Source organism: Streptomyces sp. NPDC025273 (assembly GCF_040638585.1).
In the GTDB taxonomy this organism is placed as follows: domain Bacteria; phylum Actinomycetota; class Actinomycetes; order Streptomycetales; family Streptomycetaceae; genus Streptomyces; species Streptomyces cinereorectus.
In genome coordinates this window covers 259,641-279,906 of record NZ_JBEZYP010000004.1, presented here as the reverse complement: position 1 = coordinate 279,906, position 20,266 = coordinate 259,641, and the positions used below count along the sequence as shown (strand labels likewise).

General features: G+C 71.8%; 15 protein-coding genes and 1 pseudogene. 4 read left to right on the top strand and 12 right to left on the bottom strand.

Translation table 11 applies throughout. The features are described from left to right. Positions 1 to 266: 266 nt before the first annotated feature. From AB0F38_RS10095 to AB0F38_RS10080, 4 genes and pseudogenes are all read left to right on the top strand, one after another. Positions 267 to 962, top strand: a complete 696-nt coding sequence (locus tag AB0F38_RS10095; RefSeq protein ID WP_361889575.1) for a TetR/AcrR family transcriptional regulator — start codon at positions 267 to 269, stop codon at positions 960 to 962. Positions 963 to 1,199: 237 nt separating this feature from the next. Further along, positions 1,200 to 2,339, top strand: coding sequence for an NAD(P)/FAD-dependent oxidoreductase (locus AB0F38_RS10090; RefSeq protein WP_361889572.1), 1,140 nt, complete (start codon positions 1,200 to 1,202; stop codon positions 2,337 to 2,339). A 101-nt stretch (positions 2,340 to 2,440) separates the two neighbouring features. Continuing rightward, positions 2,441 to 2,590: pseudogene (locus tag AB0F38_RS10085) on the top strand (putative immunity protein); the annotation flags it as partial. Positions 2,591 to 2,708: 118 nt separating this feature from the next. Further along, positions 2,709 to 3,254, top strand: coding sequence for a TerB family tellurite resistance protein (locus AB0F38_RS10080; RefSeq protein ID WP_361889570.1), 546 nt, complete (start codon positions 2,709 to 2,711; stop codon positions 3,252 to 3,254). A gap of 91 nt (positions 3,255 to 3,345) precedes the next feature. Here the strand turns inward: AB0F38_RS10080 and AB0F38_RS10075 are convergent, their stop codons facing one another. The 12 genes from AB0F38_RS10075 to ggt all read right to left on the bottom strand — a co-directional run bounded on the left by AB0F38_RS10075 (position 3,346) and on the right by ggt (position 19,933). After that, positions 3,346 to 3,942, bottom strand: a complete 597-nt coding sequence (locus AB0F38_RS10075) for a hypothetical protein (protein ID WP_361889568.1) — start codon at positions 3,940 to 3,942, stop codon at positions 3,346 to 3,348. 371 nt (positions 3,943 to 4,313) lie between these two features. Then, on the bottom strand, positions 4,314 to 6,533 hold the full coding sequence (locus AB0F38_RS10070) for an NADP-dependent isocitrate dehydrogenase (protein ID WP_361889565.1): 2,220 nt from the start codon (positions 6,531 to 6,533) through the stop codon (positions 4,314 to 4,316). A gap of 317 nt (positions 6,534 to 6,850) precedes the next feature. Further along, positions 6,851 to 8,326 (bottom strand): amidase, encoded by a 1,476-nt coding sequence (locus AB0F38_RS10065; protein ID WP_361889562.1) that lies wholly within the window; start codon positions 8,324 to 8,326, stop codon positions 6,851 to 6,853. 183 nt (positions 8,327 to 8,509) lie between these two features. Next, complete coding sequence (locus AB0F38_RS10060; RefSeq protein ID WP_361889559.1) at positions 8,510 to 8,857, bottom strand: hypothetical protein; 348 nt, start codon at positions 8,855 to 8,857, stop codon at positions 8,510 to 8,512. Positions 8,858 to 9,014: 157 nt separating this feature from the next. Continuing rightward, entirely contained in the window at positions 9,015 to 10,547 is a 1,533-nt protein-coding gene (locus AB0F38_RS10055; protein ID WP_361889556.1) for an NCS1 family nucleobase:cation symporter-1, read from the bottom strand. A gap of 87 nt (positions 10,548 to 10,634) precedes the next feature. Next, entirely contained in the window at positions 10,635 to 11,636 is a 1,002-nt protein-coding gene (locus AB0F38_RS10050) for a TIGR03842 family LLM class F420-dependent oxidoreductase (RefSeq protein WP_361889553.1), read from the bottom strand. An 11-nt stretch (positions 11,637 to 11,647) separates the two neighbouring features. Next, positions 11,648 to 13,048 carry a dihydropyrimidinase gene (gene hydA, locus AB0F38_RS10045; RefSeq protein WP_361889550.1) on the bottom strand — a complete coding sequence of 467 codons (1,401 nt, stop codon included), beginning with the start codon at positions 13,046 to 13,048 and terminating at the stop codon, positions 11,648 to 11,650. Positions 13,049 to 13,314: 266 nt separating this feature from the next. After that, the gene (locus AB0F38_RS10040; RefSeq protein WP_361889547.1) at positions 13,315 to 14,595 is read right to left on the bottom strand and encodes an aspartate aminotransferase family protein; all 1,281 of its coding nucleotides are present in this window, start codon (positions 14,593 to 14,595) and stop codon (positions 13,315 to 13,317) included. Then, positions 14,592 to 15,434 carry a nitrilase-related carbon-nitrogen hydrolase gene (locus AB0F38_RS10035; protein ID WP_361889545.1) on the bottom strand — a complete coding sequence of 281 codons (843 nt, stop codon included), beginning with the start codon at positions 15,432 to 15,434 and terminating at the stop codon, positions 14,592 to 14,594. The genes AB0F38_RS10040 and AB0F38_RS10035 overlap by 4 nt, the downstream gene beginning before the upstream one ends. 588 nt (positions 15,435 to 16,022) lie before the next feature. Then, the gene (locus AB0F38_RS10030; protein ID WP_361889542.1) at positions 16,023 to 17,381 is read right to left on the bottom strand and encodes a hypothetical protein; all 1,359 of its coding nucleotides are present in this window, start codon (positions 17,379 to 17,381) and stop codon (positions 16,023 to 16,025) included. Between the two features lie 131 nt (positions 17,382 to 17,512). Next, complete coding sequence (locus AB0F38_RS10025; RefSeq protein WP_361889539.1) at positions 17,513 to 17,893, bottom strand: PPOX class F420-dependent oxidoreductase; 381 nt, start codon at positions 17,891 to 17,893, stop codon at positions 17,513 to 17,515. Between the two features lie 237 nt (positions 17,894 to 18,130). Further along, positions 18,131 to 19,933: a gamma-glutamyltransferase gene (gene ggt, locus AB0F38_RS10020; RefSeq protein ID WP_361889536.1), complete on the bottom strand. Its 1,803-nt coding sequence runs from the start codon at positions 19,931 to 19,933 to the stop codon at positions 18,131 to 18,133. Positions 19,934 to 20,266 lie beyond the last annotated feature (333 nt).

The window sequence follows — 20,266 nt, the reverse complement described above, 5'->3', positions numbered from 1 at the left end:
ACCGAGTCCGACTGACCGGGCCGGTGCCCGATCAGCGGCAGCGTTTCGGTGGTCCACCATCCAGCAGGACGGGGCGGATCCGGTTGGGACAGCCCCAGACCGTGGCCTCGTCGCGGGGCCGGGACCTGGGGCCGACGTCGTGCAGGAGGCGAGCCCGGTGCTCCATGTCGCGGCGGATTCCGGGGGCGCCGCCTTCGAGCTTGCGCTCCAGCCAGATCGAGCCGCATACCCGACATATTCGCGAACACGTTCGTTACGATCGGGCTATGACTGCGAGAAGAGAGCCGATCAGCCGCCGGGAGCGTCCGGCAAAGCCTGCCCTTTCACGGCAGTGGATCGTGGACACCGCCGTGCGGGTCATGCGCGCCGAAGGGCTGGAGAAGGTCACCATGCGCCGTCTGGCCAAAGAGCTGGATACCGGTCCGGCGTCGCTGTACGTCTATGTGGCCAACACCGCCGAACTGCACGCGGCCGTGCTGGACACCCTGCTGGGCGAGGTCGACCTGACCGGCGGAGGCGCCGAGGACAGCTGGCGCGAGCGGCTCCGCGCCGTACTGGCCTCCTACACCACCGTGCTGTTCGCGCACCCGCAGCTGGCCCGGTCGGCTCTCGTCGCACGCCCCGGCGGCGAGAACTACCTGCGCCTGGTGGAGCGCGTCCTGGAGCTGTTGTCCCGCAGCGGAGCGTCCCGCGAGCAGGTCGCCTGGGGCGTGGACACGCTGCTCCAGGTCGCCACGGCCACGGCCGCCGAGCACTCGACGCAGGAACACGACCCCATGACCGAGGACGACTGGAACGCCACCACCCGGGCCCTGCAGTCCGTGGACGAGGCCACCCATCCGGCGATCGCAGCACACATGCCAGCCCTGGTCAGCGGCTCGGCCGACGACCGCATGGGCTGGAGCTTCGACGTTCTGGTCAACGGCATCACGCACACACCCGTCCCCGGCACGGAGGGCTGAAGCGGCCGAGCAGGCAGCCCGGGCAGCTCCGCCGTGGGCGCACGCCCCGTGACCGCGCGAAGCCGGCACCGGCATAACGAACTTGTTCGGAACGAACATGTTCGTTATCGTCTGGGTGTCCGGTCAGGTCGCCTCACGACCGAGCCGTCCGCCGCCCTGCCGCGGGACGGGCGGTGCTGCTCCAACCCCTTCCCGGGCTGCGCTTGTGCGCACTCGGCCAGTCATCTGGAGGCTCTTATGAGCACCCACCACCCCATCGCGATCATCGGCGCGGGTCTCGGCGGTCTCACCGCCGCCCGCGTCCTGCACGTCAATGGCATCCAGGCCGCCACCTTCGAACTGGAGGCGTCCGCCTCGACCCGCACCCAGGGCGGCATGCTCGACATCCATGAGGAGAGCGGCCAGAAGGCGCTGCGCGCCGCCGGCCTCTACGAGGACTTCTTGAAGATCGTCCACGAGGGCGGGCAGGAGATGCGCCTGGTCGGCCCGGACGCCGTCGTCCACGTCTCGGAAAAGGACGACGCCACCGGCGGCCGCCCGGAGGTGGACCGCGGTGACCTGCGGGACCTACTGCTGAACTCGCTGCCCGACGGCACGATCCATTGGGGCAGGAAGGTCACCGGCGCCCATGCCCTGGGCGACGGCCGCCACGAGGTGTCGTTCGCCGACGACTCCGCCATCACCACCGACCTTCTGATCGGCGCCGACGGGGCATGGTCCCGCGTGAGGCCGCTGCTCTCCGACGCAACGCCCGCCTACACCGGCATCTCCTTCGCAGAGACCGACCTGTACGAGGCCGATGCCCGCCACTCGCGCAGCGCCGCCGTCATTGGGGGCGGGTTCTTCATCAGCCTGGGCAACCGGTGCGGCTTCCTCGCGCACCGCGAGACCGACGGCAGTCTCCACGTCTACGCCGCGCTGAAGGCCGACGAGGGCTGGCTCGACGCCATCGACTTCACCGATCTCGCTGCCGCCAAGACCGCCGTCCTCGCCCACTTCAAGGACTGGCACGAGGATCTGCGTGCCCTGGTCGCCGACGCGGACACCATCACCCCGCGCCGCATCCACGCCCTGCCGGTCGGACACCGCTGGGAGCGGATCGCGGGAGTGACGCTCCTCGGTGACGCCGCCCACGTGATGTCCCCCTTCGCCGGAGAGGGCGCCAACCTGGCCATGTTCGACGGCGCCGAACTCGCAGAGGCGCTCGCCGCCCACCCGGGCGACACCGAGGCCGCGCTCGCCGCGTACGAACAGGCTCTCTTCCCGCGCAGCGAGGCATCCGCCGCCGAGTCCGCCGCCGGCCTGGAGGCAATGTTCGGCGACCAGGCGCTGGAGCGGATGATCCAGTTCTTCACTTCCGGACCGGCAGCCGAGTGACCGCCGCGAGCAGCACCGACACCATCGACGCGATCCAGGAGATTGCATGACCGCGCCCGTCCTGCGCACTGTCACCGCACGGTCCGGCCTCGGCGTGACCGTGGGCTGCCGCCTGTGCGGAGCACGTCCTCGGCCTCTTCGAGTCGGCCCAGCCCGGGGACCCGCGACCGCGCCGGGCGATCGAGCATGCCCGGGCCTGGGTGCGTAGCGAGGTCAAGATGAGGCAGGCCCGCGCGGCGGGCGGCCATGCGCGGCCAGGCGCCGACCACCGGATGGCTCACTTTGCGGAACCTTTACCCGGAACCGGCCGTTGGGCCAGTGAGCACACGGCTCGCGACGACAAGTCAGAATCAGACCGAGGTGATGTCAATGGCAGTGTGGGACCGGCTCAAGGACCAGGCCAAGAATCTGCAGCAGTCCCAGGGAGGACGCCCGTCCGGCGGACGGAGCGGCGGAACGCGGTCCGGCGGTGGTTCACGTGCCCAGCTGGTCAGCACGCTGAAATCGCAACTGACGTCTCTCAAGACCGAGCTGAAGAGCGGCGCGTACCGGGACGCGAGCATGGCGGTGTGCGCACTGGTGGCCGCCGCGGACGGGCATGTGGACCCGGCCGAGCGGCAGCACGTGGAGTCGATGATCCTCGGCAACGACGTCCTGCAGAACTTCCCTCCGGATCAGTTGCGCCAGCGTTTCAACAAGCACGTGGACCAGCTGGCCCTGAACTTCCCGCAGGGCAAGGCCGATGCGCTGCAGGAGATCGCCAAGACCGCCAAGAAGCCGACCGAGGCGCGGGCGGTCATCCAGACCGGCATCGTCGTCGCCGGTGCGGACGGCGACTTCTCCCATGCCGAACACATGGTGCTGCGGGAGGTGTGCACGGCGTTGGGGCTGTCCCCGGCCGAGTTCCAGCTCTGACGACCGGCACCCGCGGTCCGGTTCCCCGGGCGGCGCCCGTCGTCGGACCTCGTCCGACGACGGTTCCGCCGGCCCGGCACCGTCCGGCGGGTCAGTGGCCTCCCCGGTTCTCGACGCAGGGCCCCGTGCCGGGCTGCGGCTCGGCGTAGGCACCGTGCACGTCGCCGGTCAGCTCGTCCTTCGTCACATGTCCGGACACACACGTGACTCCCGTGTGGACGCTGTAGAAACCGGACCAGATGTAGACGCCGTGCTCCTTGCCACACCCGAGGCGCTTCAGCGCCGCCGCGATCCGGGCGTCGCTGAAGTCGCCCTCCTCGCGGACGTTCTCCAGCTCCGTGCGGATGAGCCGGGCCGAGGCTTCTCCCTGTGCGCGCTGGTCCTCGGCCAGCGGGACCTGCATGCGGTACGCGTGGTTCTCGTCGTAGTGGGGTGCGCCGTCGCCGTTCTCGCCCTGCCGCGTGCCGTCGGCGTCAGGAACGGCACTCGGAGCCGGGGAGGACGGAAGATCCGCGGGCACCCCCTCGGCGGGCTGCGCGCATGTCGGCCGGGGTGCGAAGGATGTCTGCGGGGTGACGGAGGGCTGCGGCGCCGACCGCACCCCACCGCTCCGCTCGGTTCCGCAGGCGGTGACGATGATCAGCAGGAGGGCGGCTGCCGCGACGGACCGCCGGATGGGGTTGGCCATGCGCGAAGTTTCCCACCCGGGCCGCGTACGGGCATGAGCGCGGGTACTCATCTCCGCCGGGCTCTCGTTCGGTGAGGGTGCCGGTCTCCGGATTCGAGGACCAGCGGGCGGTACACGCGTGTCAGCGGTGCGCAGACCCGTGCCCGGCCGGATCTCGTCGTCAGGCCTGCCCCTTCGCCGGGCGGCCGGCACGTGGCGGGCCGTGGGGGTGGTCACGGGCGCGGGTCGTACGGGGCGCGGGTCGTAAGGGGCGCGGCCCCCTCACCACCGGCCGGGCTCGGGAGGGCACACGCGGGCCGCCCCGGCAGGCTGGTGCCTGCCGGGGCGGCCGGTGACGTGGGTGCCGCGCCGACGGGACGGCGCAGCAGGGATCAGCCCAGCGTCGCGATGGCCTTGTTGAAGGTCGCCGACGGACGCATGACGGCGGCCGCCTTCGCCGGGTCGGGACGGTAGTAGCCGCCGATGTCGGCGGGCTTGCCCTGGACGGCGACCAGTTCGTCGACGATGGTCTGCTCCTGCTCGGCCAGCGTCCTGGCGAGGGGCGCGAACGCCTCGGCGAGCTTGGCGTCCTCGTCCTGCCTCGCCAGCTCCTGGGCCCAGTAGAGGGCCAGGTAGAAGTGGCTGCCGCGGTTGTCGATGCCGCCTAGCTTGCGGCTGGGCGACTTGTCCTCGTTGAGGAACGTGGCGGTCGCACGGTCCAGCGTGTCCGCGAGGACCTGGGCACGGGCGTTGGCCGTGGTCTGCGCGAGGTGCTCGAAGCTGACCGCCAGGGCGAGGAACTCACCCAGGCTGTCCCAGCGCAGGTAGTCCTCCTTGAGGAGCTGCTGGACGTGCTTCGGCGCGGAACCGCCGGCGCCCGTCTCGAACAGTCCGCCGCCGTTCATCAGCGGGACGACGGAGAGCATCTTCGCGCTGGTGCCCAGTTCGAGGATAGGGAACAGGTCCGTCAGGTAGTCACGCAGCACGTTGCCGGTGACGGAGATGGTGTCCTCGCCGCGGCGGATGCGCTCCAGGGAGAAGGCGGTGGCCTCCTCGGGCGTCTTGATCTCGATCTGCAGACCGTCGGTGTCGTGGTCCGCGAGGTAGGTGCGGACCTTCTCGATGAGCTTGGCGTCGTGTGCGCGGTCCTCGTCGAGCCAGAAGACGGCAGGGTTGCCGGTCGCGCGGGCGCGGGTGACGGCGAGCTTGACCCAGTCCTGGATCGGCAGGTCCTTGGTCTGGCACATCCGGAAGATGTCACCGGCGCCGACGGCCTGCTCCAGCACGGCGTTGCCGGCGGCGTCGACGACCCGCACGGTGCCCGTGGCGGGGATCTCGAAGGTCTTGTCGTGGCTGCCGTACTCCTCGGCCTTCTGCGCCATGAGGCCGACGTTGGGCACCGAGCCCATCGTGGACGGGTCGAAGGCACCGTTCGCACGGCAGTCGTCGATGACGACCTGGTAGACACCCGCGTAGCTGCTGTCCGGCAGGACGGCGATGGTGTCGGCCTCCTGGCCGTCCGGGCCCCACATGTGGCCGGAGGTGCGGATCATGGCCGGCATGGAGGCGTCGACGATGACGTCGCTGGGGACGTGCAGGTTGGTGATGCCCTTGTCGGAGTCGACCATCGCGAGCTCGGGGCCCTCGGCGATCTCGGCCTCGAAGGACGCCTTGATCTTCGCGCCCTCGGGCAGCGCCTCGAGTCCCTTGAGGATGCCGCCGAGCCCGTCGTTCGGGGTGAGGCCGGCCGCGGCGAGCGTCTCGCCGTACTCGGCGAACGTCTTCGGGAAGAACGCGCGGACCACGTGGCCGAAGATGATCGGGTCGGAGACCTTCATCATGGTGGCCTTGAGGTGCACGGAGAACAGCACGCCCTCGGCCTTGGCCCGGGCGATCTGCGCGGTGAAGAACTCGCGCAGCGCGGCCACCCGCATCACGGCGGCGTCGACGACCTCGCCCGCCAGGACGGGCACGGACTCGCGCAGCACGGTGGTGGTGCCGTCGTCGCCGACGAGCTCGATGCGCAGGGTGCCGGGCTCGGCGATGACGGCGGACTTCTCCGTGGACCGGAAGTCGTCGACGCCCATGGTGGCGACGTTCGTCCTGGAGTCGGCCGACCAGGCGCCCATGCGGTGCGGGTGCGTCTTGGCGTAGTTCTTGACCGAGGCGGGGGCGCGGCGGTCGGAGTTGCCCTCGCGCAGGACGGGGTTGACCGCGCTGCCCTTGATCTTGTCGTAGCGCGCGCGGACGTCCTTGTCCTCGTCGCTCCTGGGGTCGTCCGGGTAGTCCGGAAGTGCGTAACCCTGCGCCTGCAGCTCGGCGACCGCGGCCTTGAGCTGCGGAATCGACGCCGAGACGTTCGGCAGCTTGATGATGTTGGCGCCGGGAGCCTTGGCCAGCTCGCCGAGCTCGGCGAGTGCGTCATCGATACGCTGGCCGGCCTCGAGGTGCTCCGGGAAGGCGGCGATGATCCGGCCTGCCAGGGAGATGTCGCGGCTCTCCACCGTGACTCCTGCGGTCGAGGCGTAGGCCTCGACGACCGGCAGGAACGAGTACGTCGCCAGGGCAGGGGCCTCGTCGGTGTGCGTATAGATGATGGTCGAGTCAGTCACCGGGTGCTCCGCTCCACGTCTGCAACATTGCTTGACATCAAGATATCTCGTGACCGCCCCCCTCTCCACAGGGGCCCGCCCCCGTTCTCGGCCGGATGTCACGTGCGCCCGGTACCCGGCGCACCGGTCCCCCGCGTCCCGGGTGGCCTGCCTGCCCCGACCAGCCCCGACTCGTACGCGAAGACCACCAGCCGCAGCCGGTCCGCGCGCCCAGCTTGATCATGGCGCGGCTGATGAGCGACGAGGCGCATCTGGTCGCGTCCGGCGCGGTCTGCGCCGTGGAGCGGGTCGCGTCCGGTCTGCGGGAGAGGGAGAGGTCAGCCCCGTGACGTCCCGGGGGCGGGCGGCCGGTGCTCGTACCAGCGCTGGTCGGATTCCAGCTGGGCGGCGAGCGAGACGAGGCGTTCCTCGCTGCGGGAGGGGCCGAGCAGCTGGGCGCCCAGGGGCAGGCCGTCGCGGGTGAAGCCCGCGGGGACGTTGACGCCGGGCCAGCCGAGGACGTTCCACGGCCAGGCGTACGGGCAGGCCGCGGTCATCGCGAGGTCGGTGCGCCAGGCGCTCAGGTGGTCGAAGGTGCCGACCCGGGGCGGCGGGGCGGCGGTGGTCGGGGTGAGCAGTACGTCGTATCCGCGGCCGGACCCCGTCGGCTCGAAGAAGGCGCCGAGCCTGCGGTGCTGGCGCACCTCGCGGGCCCTGGCCGCGCGGACCACCCGGCCGCCGAGGCGGGTTCCGGTGCGCAGGGCGCTGCGGGTGCGCGGGTCCAGGAGAGCAGGATCGGGGTGCAGCGCGGCGAGTTCGGCGATTCCGGCGGTGGCACGGGGGACGAAGGAGAGACCGATGAGTCCGTAGCGGGGGCGGGCCTCCTCGACGTGGTGGCCGAGGCGGGCGAGGGCTTCGGCGAGTGCGGTGACGGCGCGCACCACCTCGGGGTGGGGTGTGTTCCTGGTGAGGGTGAGCGGGGGCTGCAGGGCGAGGCCGATCCGCAGTCTGCCGGGGTCGCGGCGCGCCGCGGCGGACGCGTCGACGGCGGGCGGCCGGTGCGGGTCGCCGGGGTGCGGTCCCGCGGCGGCGTCCAGGAGCAGGGCCGCGTCGGCGACCGTACGGGCGAGAGGGCCGTTGACGGTGAGGCCCTGGAAGGCGTCGCTGTTGGGGTGGACGGAGATCCGGCCGCGCTGCGGCTTGATGCCGACGAGGTGGGTCCAGGCTGCGGGGATGCGGATGGATCCCGCGCCGTCCGAACCGAGTGCCGCGGGGACGAGGCCGGCGGCGACGGCCGCGGCGGAGCCGCCGGACGAACCGCCGGGCGTGTGGGCGGTGTTCCACGGGTTACGGGTGACGCCGAAGGCGGGCCCCTCGGTGAAGGCCCACTGGCCCAGCTCGCAGGAGTTGGTCTTGCCGACGACGACGGCCCCGGCCGCGCGCAGCCGTCGGACGGCCTCGCTGTCGGCGGTGGCGGGCGGCAGTTCGCCGTCGCAGCCGAAGTAGGTGGGCATGCCGGCGACGTCGGTGTCGTCCTTGACGGCGACCGGCACCCCGAGCAGCGGGAGCCGCTCCCCCGCGGCGAGGCGCCGGTCGGCGTCGGCGGCCTCGGCGAGCGCGGCCTCGGTCCGCAGGTGCCGGAAGGCGTTCAGGGAGTCGCGGCTCGCCTCGATGCGGGCGAGCGCGGCGGAGACGAGGGCCCGCGAGGTCGTCCGGCCGTCGGCCAGCCACTGTGCGCTGTCTGCGAGTCCGGGCTGTTCGGACAGCTCGTCGGGCCTGCCCGGTCGCCGCTCCATCGGTTCTGCTGAGGACATCGCTGCCGCCTCCTCGCGCCCGCCCGAGCACCGGTCTCCCGGGTCCGCCCCGGGGCCGCCCGAGCGGGGTCTACTGGAGAGTAACGAGGCGGGGTGGTCCGCTCAAGCATGCTGTCGGAAGGACGGTCCGCGCCGCCGCCGGCGACGCGGACGGTCCGGGGGCTCCATGGGGGGGCCGGAGGCCTACGGCCTGACGTGGATCTCGCCGATCCCCGTACCGAGACCGGCGCAGTGGGCGGTCGACTGCCCGGACTGGCCCGGATCGAGGGTGACGTGCTCGCCGTCCACGTCCGGGGACCAGCCGCAGACCAGATGGACCCAGAAGGTCCGGGGCGCGGCGCCGTCGTTCCGGCAGAGCGCGTACCCGGTGTGGTCGTCGGCCGCGTGCTTTCCGGTGTCGCAGGACAGGCCGGGAGGTGCGGCGGCCGGAGCCGGGGCGGCCGCGGCGGTCACCGGCGCGGCCGACGCGAGGGCCAGCCCCATGACCGCGGCGGCGCGCGCGAGGGTGCGGACCTTGGACAGCTTCTTCATGTCTCCCCTTCGGTTCCTCGCTCGTCACGGCAGCTCTCCCCCACGGTCCGTAGCCGAAAACAGCGCCGAACCTCACACTCCGTGCATGCTGTCGGCCGCGTGGGGGAGAGGTGCGGCGGCCCGGGGAGGTGGGCCGCCGCGGACGGCGGCCCCTCGGTCAGACCCGGGCCCGGGAACCTCGGCTGAGCAGTATGTACAGCAGCAGCGACGAGGCCAGGCCCACCGCCCAGCCGTAGTCGGCGAGCGGTTTCAGGAAGGGGATGAGCCCGTCGGCCGGGAAGGGGCCCTTGCCGGGGGCCGAGTGGGAGCCGCCGATCGCGAGGACGCCACCGGCCGCGAAGGCCGCCACCGCCCGCGGGTTCCAGCCGTTGGTGTACCAGTAGCGGCCGCCCGGCCGGTAGAGGTCGGGCAGGTCGAGCACGGTACGGCGGATGATCCAGTAGTCGGCGATCAGGATGCCCGCGACCGTACCGAGCAGCCCGCCCACCAGGCCGAGCCAGGTGAAGATGTACAGCTCCGGGGTCTCGGTGAGCTTCCACGGCATGATCAGGACGCCGACGACACCGGTGATCAGTGCGCCCGTACGGAAGGTGATGAACTTCGGCGCCAGATTCGCCAGGTCGTACGCGGGTGACACGACGTTGGCCGCGATGTTGACGGAGATCGTCGCGATGAGCACGGTGATCAGTCCGAAGAGGAGTCCGAAGACGTTGTCGGTCCTGGCGACGAGCTGCACCGGGTCCCAGATGGCCTCCCCGTACACGGCCTGCGAGCCGGAGGTCACGAAGACGGAGAGCAAGGCGAAGAACGTCATCGTGGTCGGAAGTCCGAGCGACTGGCCCCAGATCTGTGCGCGTTGGCCGGCGCCGAAGCGGGTGAAGTCGGGAATGTTCAGCGACAGCGTGGACCAGAAGGCGATCATGCCCATCAGGGACGGGAAGAAGACCGGCCAGAAGTCGGCACCCCAGCCGAGCGCGGACGGCTGGTCAAGGAGCGGGCCGAAGCCGCCGGCCCTGACCGCGACCCAGACCAGCAGCACCACCGCGCCGACCAGGACGAACGGCGCCGCCCAGTTCTCGAAGCGCCGCAGGGTGTCCATGCCCCGGTAGATGATGGCGAGTTCGAGCGCCCAGAAGAGGACGAAGCAGAGCCAGAGCGTCCAGGGCTGCCCGCCGATCTCGTCGGCCCGCGCCCAGCCGCCGAAGATCTTGCCGAGCAGCGTGAAGATGCCGACGCCGCCGATCCAGGTCTGGATCCCGAACCAGGCGCAGGCGACCGCCGCCCGGATCATCGCGGGCAGATTGGCGCCGCGCAGCCCGAAGGAGGCGCGGGCCAGGACGGGGAAGGGGATGCCGTACTTGGGTCCGGCGTGCCCGGTGAGCAGCATCGGGGCGAGCACGATCAGGTTGGCCAGCGCGATCGTGAAGACGGCCTGTTTCCAGTCCATGCCGAGCGCGACGAGCCCGGAGGCCAGCAGCCAGGACGGGATGTTGTGCGCCATCCCGATCCACAGGGCGGCGAAGTTGTACGTCGTCCAGCGGCGCCGCTCCAGGGGGACCGGCAGCAGGTCCTCGTTGACGAAGCGGGGGTCGTCGGGGACGGCACCCTGGACGAGTTCGACCCGGCCGGAAGGATCGGGTATCTGCTCCCCGGGTCCGGAGGGTGGGACGGGTGGGACGGTGGCGGTCATGGCTGCGGGACCCTTCGCTCGGGAGCGGTGCCGTGCGGGGCGCGGGGGGGGTTGGGGGTGCGGCCGGGGGACTCGCGCGGGCGCGGGTCAGGCGGAGAGCGCGGGGATGATCGTCGAGCCGTAGGCGTCGATGGTCGCCTCTCGCGCGTCGTGCATGTCGTAGACGGCGAACTGGTCGACACCCAGGTCGCGCAGGGCCCGCAGCTTCTCGATGTGGGCCTCGGCCGGGCCCAGCAGGCAGAACCGGTCGACGATCTCGTCGGGGACGAAGGCCGTGTCCGGGTTCCCGGTGCGGCCGTGATGGCTGTAGTCGTATCCGGAGCGGCCGGCGATGTACGCCGTGAGGGCTTCGGGCACGAGGTCCGAGTGCTCTCCGTACCGGGAGACGAGGTCGGCGACGTGGTTGCCGACCATGCCCCCGAACCAGCGGCACTGCTCGCGGGCGTGGTCCAGGTCCTCACCGACGTAGGCGGGCGCGGCGACACAGATGGTGACGGAGTCCGGGTCGCGGCCGGCGTCGGCCGCCGCGTCGCGCACCGCCTTGATCATCCATTCGGTGAGATAGGGGTCGGCCAGCTGCAGGATGAATCCGTCGGCCTTCTGCCCGGCCAGGGCCAGCGCCTTGGGGCCGTACGCGCCCATCCAGACGGGGAGCCGGCCGTCCTTCACCCACGGGATCCGGACCTGCTGCCCGTCCACGGTGGCCTCGCGCCCCTCGGCGAGGTCGCGGATCACGTCGATGGCCTCCCCCAGCCTGGCCAGGGTGTTGGGCTTGCGGCCGGCCACCCGCATCGCCGAGTCGCCGCGCCCGATCCCGCAGACGGTGCGGTTGCCGTACATCTCGTTGAGGGTGGCGAAGGTGGAGGCGGTGACCTCCCAGGTGCGGGTGCCGGGGTTGGTGACCATCGGGCCGACGATCAGCCGCTCGGTGTGTTCCAGGATGCGGCTGTAGATGACGAAGGGCTCCTGCCAGAGCACCGCCGAGTCGAAGGTCCAGCCGTAGCGGAAGCCGTTCCGTTCGGCGCGGCGCATGAGTCCGACGACGGCCGAGGCGGGCGGGTCGGTCTGGAGGACGAGTCCGAAGTCCATGGCGGGTGCTCCTAGTCGAGGTACTGACAGGTGGCGCGCGGGGTGTACATGCCGTGACCGGCCCGGCCGGTGAACGTGCGCTCGTCGATGACCACGTCGCCGCGCGAGAGGACGGTCTCCACCCGGCCGGTGAGCTGCTTGCCCTCGTACGCCGAGTAGTCGACGTTCATGTGGTGGGTCTCGGCCGAGACGGTCTGCCGGGCCCGCGGGTCGTAGACGACGACGTCCGCGTCGGCACCGGGCGCGATGGTGCCCTTCTTCGGGTAGAGCCCGAACATCCTGGCCGGGGAGGCGCAGGCGATCTCGATCCACCGGCGGCGGGAGATGTGGCCGTCCACGACCGCCTGGTGGAGGAGGTCCATCCGGTTCTCCACACCGGGCATGCCGTTGGGGATCTTCGAGAAGTCGCCGCGGCCCATCTCCTTCTGGCCCGAGAAGCAGAACGGGCAGTGGTCGGTGGAGACGACCTGCAGTTCGTTGTTCCGCAGCCCGCGCCAGAGCGCCTCCTGGTGCTCCTTGGGGCGCAGCGGGGTGGAACAGACGTATTTCGCGCCCTCGAAACCGGGCTCGGCGAGGTTGTCCGTGGAGAGGAAGAGGTATTGCGGGCAGGTCTCACCGAAGACCGGGAGTCCCTTGTGGCGGGCGGCGGCGAGCTCGGCGACGGCCTCGTCGGCGGAGACGTGGACGACGTACAGGGGTGAACCGGCGACCCTGGCGAGCTGGACGGCGCGGTGGGTGGCCTCGGCCTCCAGGGCGACCTTGCGTACGTCGCCGTGGTGACGCGGGTCGGTTCGGCCCTCTGCGAGCGCCTGCTCGACGAGGACGTCGATGGCGATGCCGTTCTCCGCGTGCATCATGATCAGGCCGCCGTTGCCGGAGGCCCGCTGCATGGCGCGCAGGATCTGTCCGTCGTCGCTGTAGAAGACTCCGGGGTAGGCCATGAACAGCTTGAAGGAGGTGATGCCCTCCGCGACCAGGAGGTCCATCTCCTTGAGCGAGGACTCGTTCACGTCGGAGAGGATCATGTGGAACGCGTAGTCGACCGCGCAGTTGCCGTCCGCCTTGGCGTGCCAGGTGTCGAGCCCCTCGCACAGGGAACGGCCCATGCTCTGGATCGCGAAGTCGACGATCGTCGTGGTACCGCCCCAGGCGGCGGCCCGGGTGCCGGTCTCGAAGGTGTCCGCGGCGAAGGTCCCGCCGAACGGCATCTCCATGTGCGTGTGCGCGTCGACTCCTCCCGGGATGACGTACTTCCCGGTGGCGTCGATCCGCCGGTCGGCACTCCAGCTCGCGGCCGCGTCGGTGCCGTGGGCGGCGAGGGCGGCGATGCGACCGCCCTCGATGAGTACGTCGGCGTGGATCTCGTCGGACGCGGTGATGACGAGGCCGCCGTGAATGACGGTGCGGCTCATGTACCCCTCCTCGCAGTGGCGGAATGGGTCTACGCACGTAGACATGATGCGTGGTCAAGAACGTAGGAGCGGGTGCCCCACTGTGGCAATACCGCTGCTGTCAACCGGTGAAGACGTTTCTGTTTCCGCTGCGGCACACCCCTGCGGCCCGGCGCGCGGCGTGCCGTATACGGGCGCCCGGACAGGGGGCGCGGACCCCCGGCGGGCGGCCGGTGCCGGAGGGCCCCTGACCGGCCGGCCCGTGCGGCCGGGCCGGTCAGGACGTCTCACACGGCGCGCAGGGCGTCGGCCAGGATCTCCGCGCCCTCCTCCGCCTCGGCGACGGTGAGCGAGAGCGGTGGTGCGATCCGCAGGACGCTGGTGCTGTGCCCGCCACCCTTACCGATGAGCAGTCCGCCCGCGCGGGCCGCTTCGAGCACGGCCGCCGCGGCCTCCGGATCGGCCTCGTCGGTGCCGGGTCTCACGAGCTCGATGCCGATCATGAGGCCCCGGCCGCGCACCTCCCGTACGGCCGCGGAACCGGCACCGACCGCGCGGATCCGCTCGATGAGCAGGCCGCCGACCCGCCGCGCGTTCCCCTGGAGGTCGTGTTCCAGGAGGTACGAGAGGTTGGCGAGCCCGGCAGCCATCGTGACCGGGGAACCGCCGAACGTCGAGATGGAGTTGGCGTCCAGGCAGTTCATGACGTCGGCACGGGCGACGACCCCGCCGATGGACATGCCGTTGCCGATGCCCTTGGCGAAGGTGAGGATGTCCGGCGGGCCGCTCGAAGCGTGTGCCTGCCAGCCCCAGAAGTGCTCGCCGGTCCGGCCCCAGCCGGTCTGCACCTCGTCCGAGATCCACAGGACGCCGTGCCGGTCGAGGACCTCGCGGAAGGCCGCGTACAGCCCGTCGGGCGGTGAGGTGAAGCCGCCGACGCCCTGGACCGGTTCGGCGATCAGCGCCGCGGCCTGCCGGGTGTGGCCCAGCAGGTCCTCCAGGTCGGCCACGCACGCCCTGATGAACTGCGCGTCGCTGAGCTCCGCGTACGGTCCGCGGCTGCGGACCCCGCCATGGACGTACAGCGTCTGCAGCGGCGACAGACCGGTGGGCGACCAGGCCTGGTTGCCCGTGATGGACACCGCCGAGAACGATCTGCCGTGGTAGCTGTTGCGCATCGCCAGGATCTGGTTCGACCGACGGTAGGCGGTGGCGAGCAGCAGGGCGGTGTCGTTGGCCTCGGTGCCCGAGGTGGTGAAGAAGACCCGGGCGTCGGGGATGCCGGAGAGTGTGGCGATGCGCTCGGCCAGCTCGACCATCGGCCGGTTGAGGTAGAGCGTCGAGGAGTGGATGATCCGGCCGGCCTGCTCGGTGACGGCCTTGGTCACCTCGGGCAGCGCGTGCGCCGTCATCGTGGTGAGGATGCCGCCGAAGAAGTCGAGGTAGCGGCGGCCGTCCGCGTCCCAGACATGGCGCCCCTCGCCGTGGGTGATCTCCAGGGGCTGCCGGTAGTAGAGGGCCAGCCAGTCGGGACTGACCGCCAGATGCCGTTCGTGCAGTCCGGTCACGGCTCCACCAGCCCTTCGTAAGCGTCCGGCCGGCGGTCCCGGTAGAAGGCCCACTGCTGCCGGACCTCCTCGATCAGGTCGAAGTCGAGGTCGCGGACGAGGAGTTCCTCCGCCTTGTCGCTGGCGACCTCGCCGACGAACTGACCGCGCGGGTCGACGAAGTAGCTCGTGCCGTAGAAGTCGTTGTCGCCGTACTCCTCCTGGCCGACGCGGTTGATCGCGGCGATGAAGTACTCGTTGGCGACGGCGGACGCGGGCTGCTCCAGCTGCCACAGATAGCTGGAGAGGCCGCGCGAGGTGGCCGACGGGTTGTAGACCAACTGGGCTCCGTTGAGCCCTAGTTGGCGCCATCCCTCGGGGAAGTGCCGGTCGTAGCAGATGTAGACGCCGACCTTGCCGACCGCGGTGTCGAAGACCGGCCAGCCTGCGTTCCCGGGCTTGAAGTAGTACTTCTCCCAGAAGCCCTTGACCTGCGGGATGTGGTGCTTGCGGTACTTGCCGAGGTACGAGCCGTCGGCGTCGATCACCGCGGCGGTGTTGTAGTAGAAGCCGGACTGCTCCAGCTCGAAGACCGGCACGACGATCACCATGCCCGTCTCGCGGGCCAGGTCCCGCATCCGCCGGACGGTGGGACCGTCCGGGACGGCTTCGGCCCAGCGGTAGTGCTCGGGCTCCTGCACCTGACAGAAGTAGGGGGCGTTGAACACCTCCTGGAAGCCGATGATCTGCGCGCCCTGCCGGGCAGCCTCGCGAGCGTGTTCCTCATGCTTGGAGATCATGGATTCGGTGTCGCCGGTCCAGGTCGCCTGGACAAGTGCGGCGCGTACGACGTGGGACATGAGCTGCTCCTTCGACGCGGCGTCAGAGAGCCTCTACGCGTTTTCTACGCCCGTAGACGCGGTGCATAGGAGGAGAACGTAAGCCCCGTCACACAGCGGGGCAAGACCATCGCCGTGAAGCGACGGAGTCGATCATGTTTCACACCCGAGCGGTCCACAGGGTCCGGGCGGCGGCTCGTCCGGTGCGCGTGGCGTCCCGTACGCGGCCGGGACGAACCGCGCGAGCGGGTGGCGGCCGTGTCCGTGAGGGCCACTGGTCCGGTGCGCGAGCCGGGGAGGAAGCCCGCGGAAGCGGTGACCGCGGGTGCCTCCGGAGGGGTGGAGCACCGCTCCGTCCGGTCGCGGGCGGAGATTCCGGACGCGCACGCCCGGGAACCGGTCCTGGGCACGCCCGGCCGGGGCGGGCAGGCCGGGCATCAGCGGGACCGGGCGCGGTCTGCCCCTCCGATGTCACCGCGGTCGTGGAGATTCGCGAGCAGGGCGGCGGGACCGGGGACCAGGTCGCGCCGTCCCGGCTGCGCGGCCGGCCGGACGACACCGTGCCGGTCGCCGGCTCCCCCACGGGGCGCGGCCCACGGACTGTCTGGCCTACGGCGCCGCGATGCCCGCCACCCGCAGGGCGTGGACCAGGTCCCACTCCCGCTCCGCGGACACGTCGCGGGCGGCGGCGAGCAGCTGGGGGACGAGGTGTCGCGGACCGCCCTCGGCGATCCGCGCCGCGTCCTGCGCCGTCCGTACGCGCACGAACGCGCCCAGCAGCGCCCGCGCCTCGGGTTCCCGGCCTGCCCGGTCGAGGGCGACCACGGCGTCGGCGATCTCGGCGGCGGGCCGCGCCACGCCCTGCCGGAGCAGGTGCCCACAGTCCTCGGCGCGTCCCGCCGCGGCCAACGCTCCGGCCGCTGCCGCGAGTTCGGCGGGCGGCAGGGAGGACACCTCCCACAGCAGGGTGGCCCAGTCGGCGGCCAGTCCGGCCCGGTGCAGCGCCACGGCGAGTACCGGCAGATGCCCGGCCGGCCAGGCCGCCGCCTCGCAGAGCACGGCGTGCGCCTCGCCGCTGCGGCCCTCCGCGCGCAGCCGCACGAGCAGTGCGACGGCGTCGTCGGCGGCGCCTCGGGCAGCGGGGTCGGGTACGGGCGCCTGGGGCAGGGCCGCGGTCACGTTCTCGGCGGGGGCACCGCCGAAGCGGGCGCCGCGCGGTACGGCGGCGGCCGGAGAGGGCTCGGGCAGCACGGGGACGGCCGGCGCGGCGGGGGCCGCCTCCGTGTCGTCCTCCGGTTCCAGACCGGCGAAGCGGGCGCCGCGCGGCTTCCCGCGCTTCGGTGCGGGCCGCGCCTCCGGCTCACCGCCCGGAGCCGGGGCCACCGTCCCGGACAGGCGGCGGGGTCGCGGGATCCGGTGCGTACTCCCGGCGGGTTCCGGTCCGGGTGTGCGCCCGTCCACCTCCGTGCGGAACCAGGTGTCCGGTACGGCGCCCTCCACGGCCGCCAGCCGGTTGCGGAGCTCCGCGCAGCGGGCCGTGGCACGACTGTGGTCGTCGCGCGCCCAGGCCAGGACGTCCGGCTCCGCGCCCGCGTGCTCCTCGGCGGCCCGCAGCCGCTGGGCCGCATGGGTCTGCTCCCTGAGCATCAGTCCCAGTCGGTCGACGAGGGCCTGCCGTCCGCCCGGTCGCCGGTCGTACGCACCGGCGGACGCGGTGTACAGCGCGGCGGCCCGGACGGATTCCTGCGCGGCGACGTCGTTGCCCCGTGCCGCGGCGAGGTCCTGGAGGAGCGATTCGACCACGTCCCAGGGCGGCACCTCGGCGCCGTCGAAGCAGGCACGCATCCCCTCGGGGTCACGGGTGCAGAAGACTCCGTACCACCCCTGCCCGGGATCGAGCAGGGCAGCGAGATCTCGCAGGTACTGCGCGAACTTCCTTATGTCCCAAGCATGTTGCTGCACTGTCACCGTCGCCCTCGCCGGCCGTCGACTGGAGCGTTCCAGTCCGGTGGCATTCGACCGCAGGCGTGTTACGGGCGGACTACGCGCGCTTTTCGAGCGTGGTGCGTCCGGAGCGCGGCACGGGCCGCGCGCGCCCCTCAGAAGGTGACGGCGATCCCGGTGTGGGGCCGCTTGCCGAGGCGTACGACCATGGCGGGCCAGTCCACGATCCAGAACTTCCAGGTGTACTTGCGTGCCAGCACCTTGCGCACCCCGGTCGTCCCGGCCTCGTCGAGGAGCCGCGCCGTCCCTTCGGCGCTCGGCGCCCCCTCGGCGATCCTGCCGCGGGCGTCGCAGACGGTGACCAGGACCCGCGGGTCGTTGCGCAGCCGCTTGACCTTCCAGGAATCGCTTCGGGTCCAGACGTACAGCACGTCGCCGTCCGCCGCGGCCCAGACGGGCGTGGCGACGGGCGTGCCGTCCTTCCGGTACGTGGTCAGGCTGACGTACTCACTGCGGGCGAAGTCCTGGAGGGTCACGGGCGTGACCTTACTCCGCCCTTCGCCATGAGCAGCGCGGTGTCCCCGGTCCGGTCACCGGCACAGGACGCTACGGCCGTCGGGAGGGACAGCGGCCGGCCGGACGCGGAGAACCCCGGCGGGTCCTTCCTCGCCTACGCGGACGGGACAGACCCGGCCGCGTCATGACCTCGGGGTCCGGTACGACGCGGCAGAGCGCGGCGTACCGGCCCCGGGGCCGGTGCTACGGCCGGCCGGTCATGGACGACCGCTCGGACGCACCACCATGGCCGAGCCGCCGCCCCGCCGCACCTTCTCCGCGGCCGCGAGCCAGCGTCCGTCCGGCAGCCGCTGGACGCCGGTGGCGGCCCCGATCTCCGGATTCGCCCTGAAGACGTGCCCGAGCGCCTCCAGTTGCCCGCGCACCGGACTGTTCCACAGCCCCGGCTCGATGTCCGTGGTGGCCGCGTTGCGCTGGCTGGCGCGCGGCGCGGCGATCGCCTCGACCAGCGGCAGCCCCCGGTCGAGATGACCGGTCAGCGACTGCAGCACGGTGGTGATGATCGTGGCGCCGCCGGGCGAGCCCAGGGCCAGTACGGGGGTGCCGTGCTTCAGCACGATGGTCGGCGAGATCGACGACCGCGGCCGTTTGCCCGGACCGGGCAGGTTCGGGTCGTGGACCGCCGGGGCGGCGGGCGCGAAGGAGAAGTCCGTCAGTTCGTTGTTGAGCAGGAAGCCCCGGCCCGGCACCGTGATTCCGCTGCCGCCCGTCGACTCGATGGTGAGGGTGTACGCGACGACGTTGCCCCACTTGTCGGCGGCGGTCAGATGCGTCGTGTTCTCGCCCTCGAACGTCGTCGGGGAGGCGGTGCCGCCGGTTGCGCAGCGCGCGGGGTCGCGCGGGTCGCCCGGAGCGAGGGGGCTGGTGAGGACCGCGTCGTCCTTGATGAGGCACTCGCGTGCGTCGGCGAAGCGCTGGCTGAGCAGTCCTCGCGTCGGTACGTCCTCGAAGGCCGGGTCGCCGACCCAGCGCCCCCGGTCGGCGAACGCGATCCGGCTCGCCTCGATGAGCCGGTGCAGGTACTGCGCCTCGGTGGACTTCGAAAGGTCTGTGGACTCCAGGATGTTGAGTGCCTCGCCCACGCTGGTCCCCCCGGAGGAGGAGGGTGCGATGCCGTAGACGTCGAGGCCCCGGTAGCCGATTCTCGTCGGGGCCTGACGAAGGGCCTTGTAGGACGTCAGGTCTTCGGCCGTCAGATCTCCAGGTCGCACCACGCGGGCAGCCGCCGGAGCCACGGGGGGATTGCGTACCGTCGACACGATGTCCTGGGCGATGTCGCCCCGGTACAGCTCGTCGATGCCTTCCCGGCCCAGGGTCCGGTAGGTGCGTGCGAGGTCGGGGTTCTTGAAGACCGAGCCGACCACCGGGAGTTGCCCACCGGGCAGGAAGAGGTCCGCGGAGGCGGGGAAGTCGGCGAACCTGGCCTGGTTGCCCGCGGTCTGCGAGCGGAAGGTGTCGTCGACGACGAATCCGTCGCGGGCGAGTCGCTCGGCCGGCTTCAGCAGTTGGCGCAGGGACTTGGTGCCCCAGGCGTCCAGCGCCTTGTCCCAGGTGGCGGGGGTGCCGGGGGTGCCGACACCGAGACCGCTCGTGACGGCGTCGGAGAAGGGGATCGGCTGCCCGTTCTCCAGGAAGAGCGAGGAGTCGGCGCTGCGTGGCGCCGTCTCCCGGCCGTCGATGGTCTCCACGGTGCGCTTCGTGGCGTCGTAGTGGACGAAGTAGCCTCCGCCGCCGATGCCCGCCGAGTAGGGCTCGGTGACGCCCAGCGCCGCCGCGGTCGCCACGGCCGCGTCGACGGCGTTGCCGCCCTTGCGGAGCACCTCGATACCGGCGGCGGACGCGTCCGCGTCGACGCTCGCGACGGCTCCCCCGAATCCCACCGCCACCGGCGACTTGGGCGGTGGCTCCGGGGACGGCGTCGCCGGGGCCGCGGCACCGAGCGAGCCGATCACGGCGATCACGCTTAGGAACGACACATTCCGGCCTACGGAACGACGCATCCGTACCTCCTGTGAGGGATCGTCCGCGCAGGGTAACCCCGCCCCGGCCGGATCGTCAGGACCGCCTCGGACGCGGGGCCGCGCGTACACACGCTCGCGATGGACGACGCGCGCGCACGGTGCCGGGTGCCGTGGCTGCCAGGATCAGCGCCTGTCCGGGCCGGCTCGCCCGGAGCCACTGCGGCGGCGCAGGCGCGGTGCCTGGCCGACGGATCACCAGGCAGGGGGGCCGCATGGCCGGATGTCGCCACCGCCGTCTGCCGCACCCCCGTCACCGCGGGACTCCGGTGCCGGCTCACGGTGCCGACGGTGGTGACACGCCGCGGCGGGCGC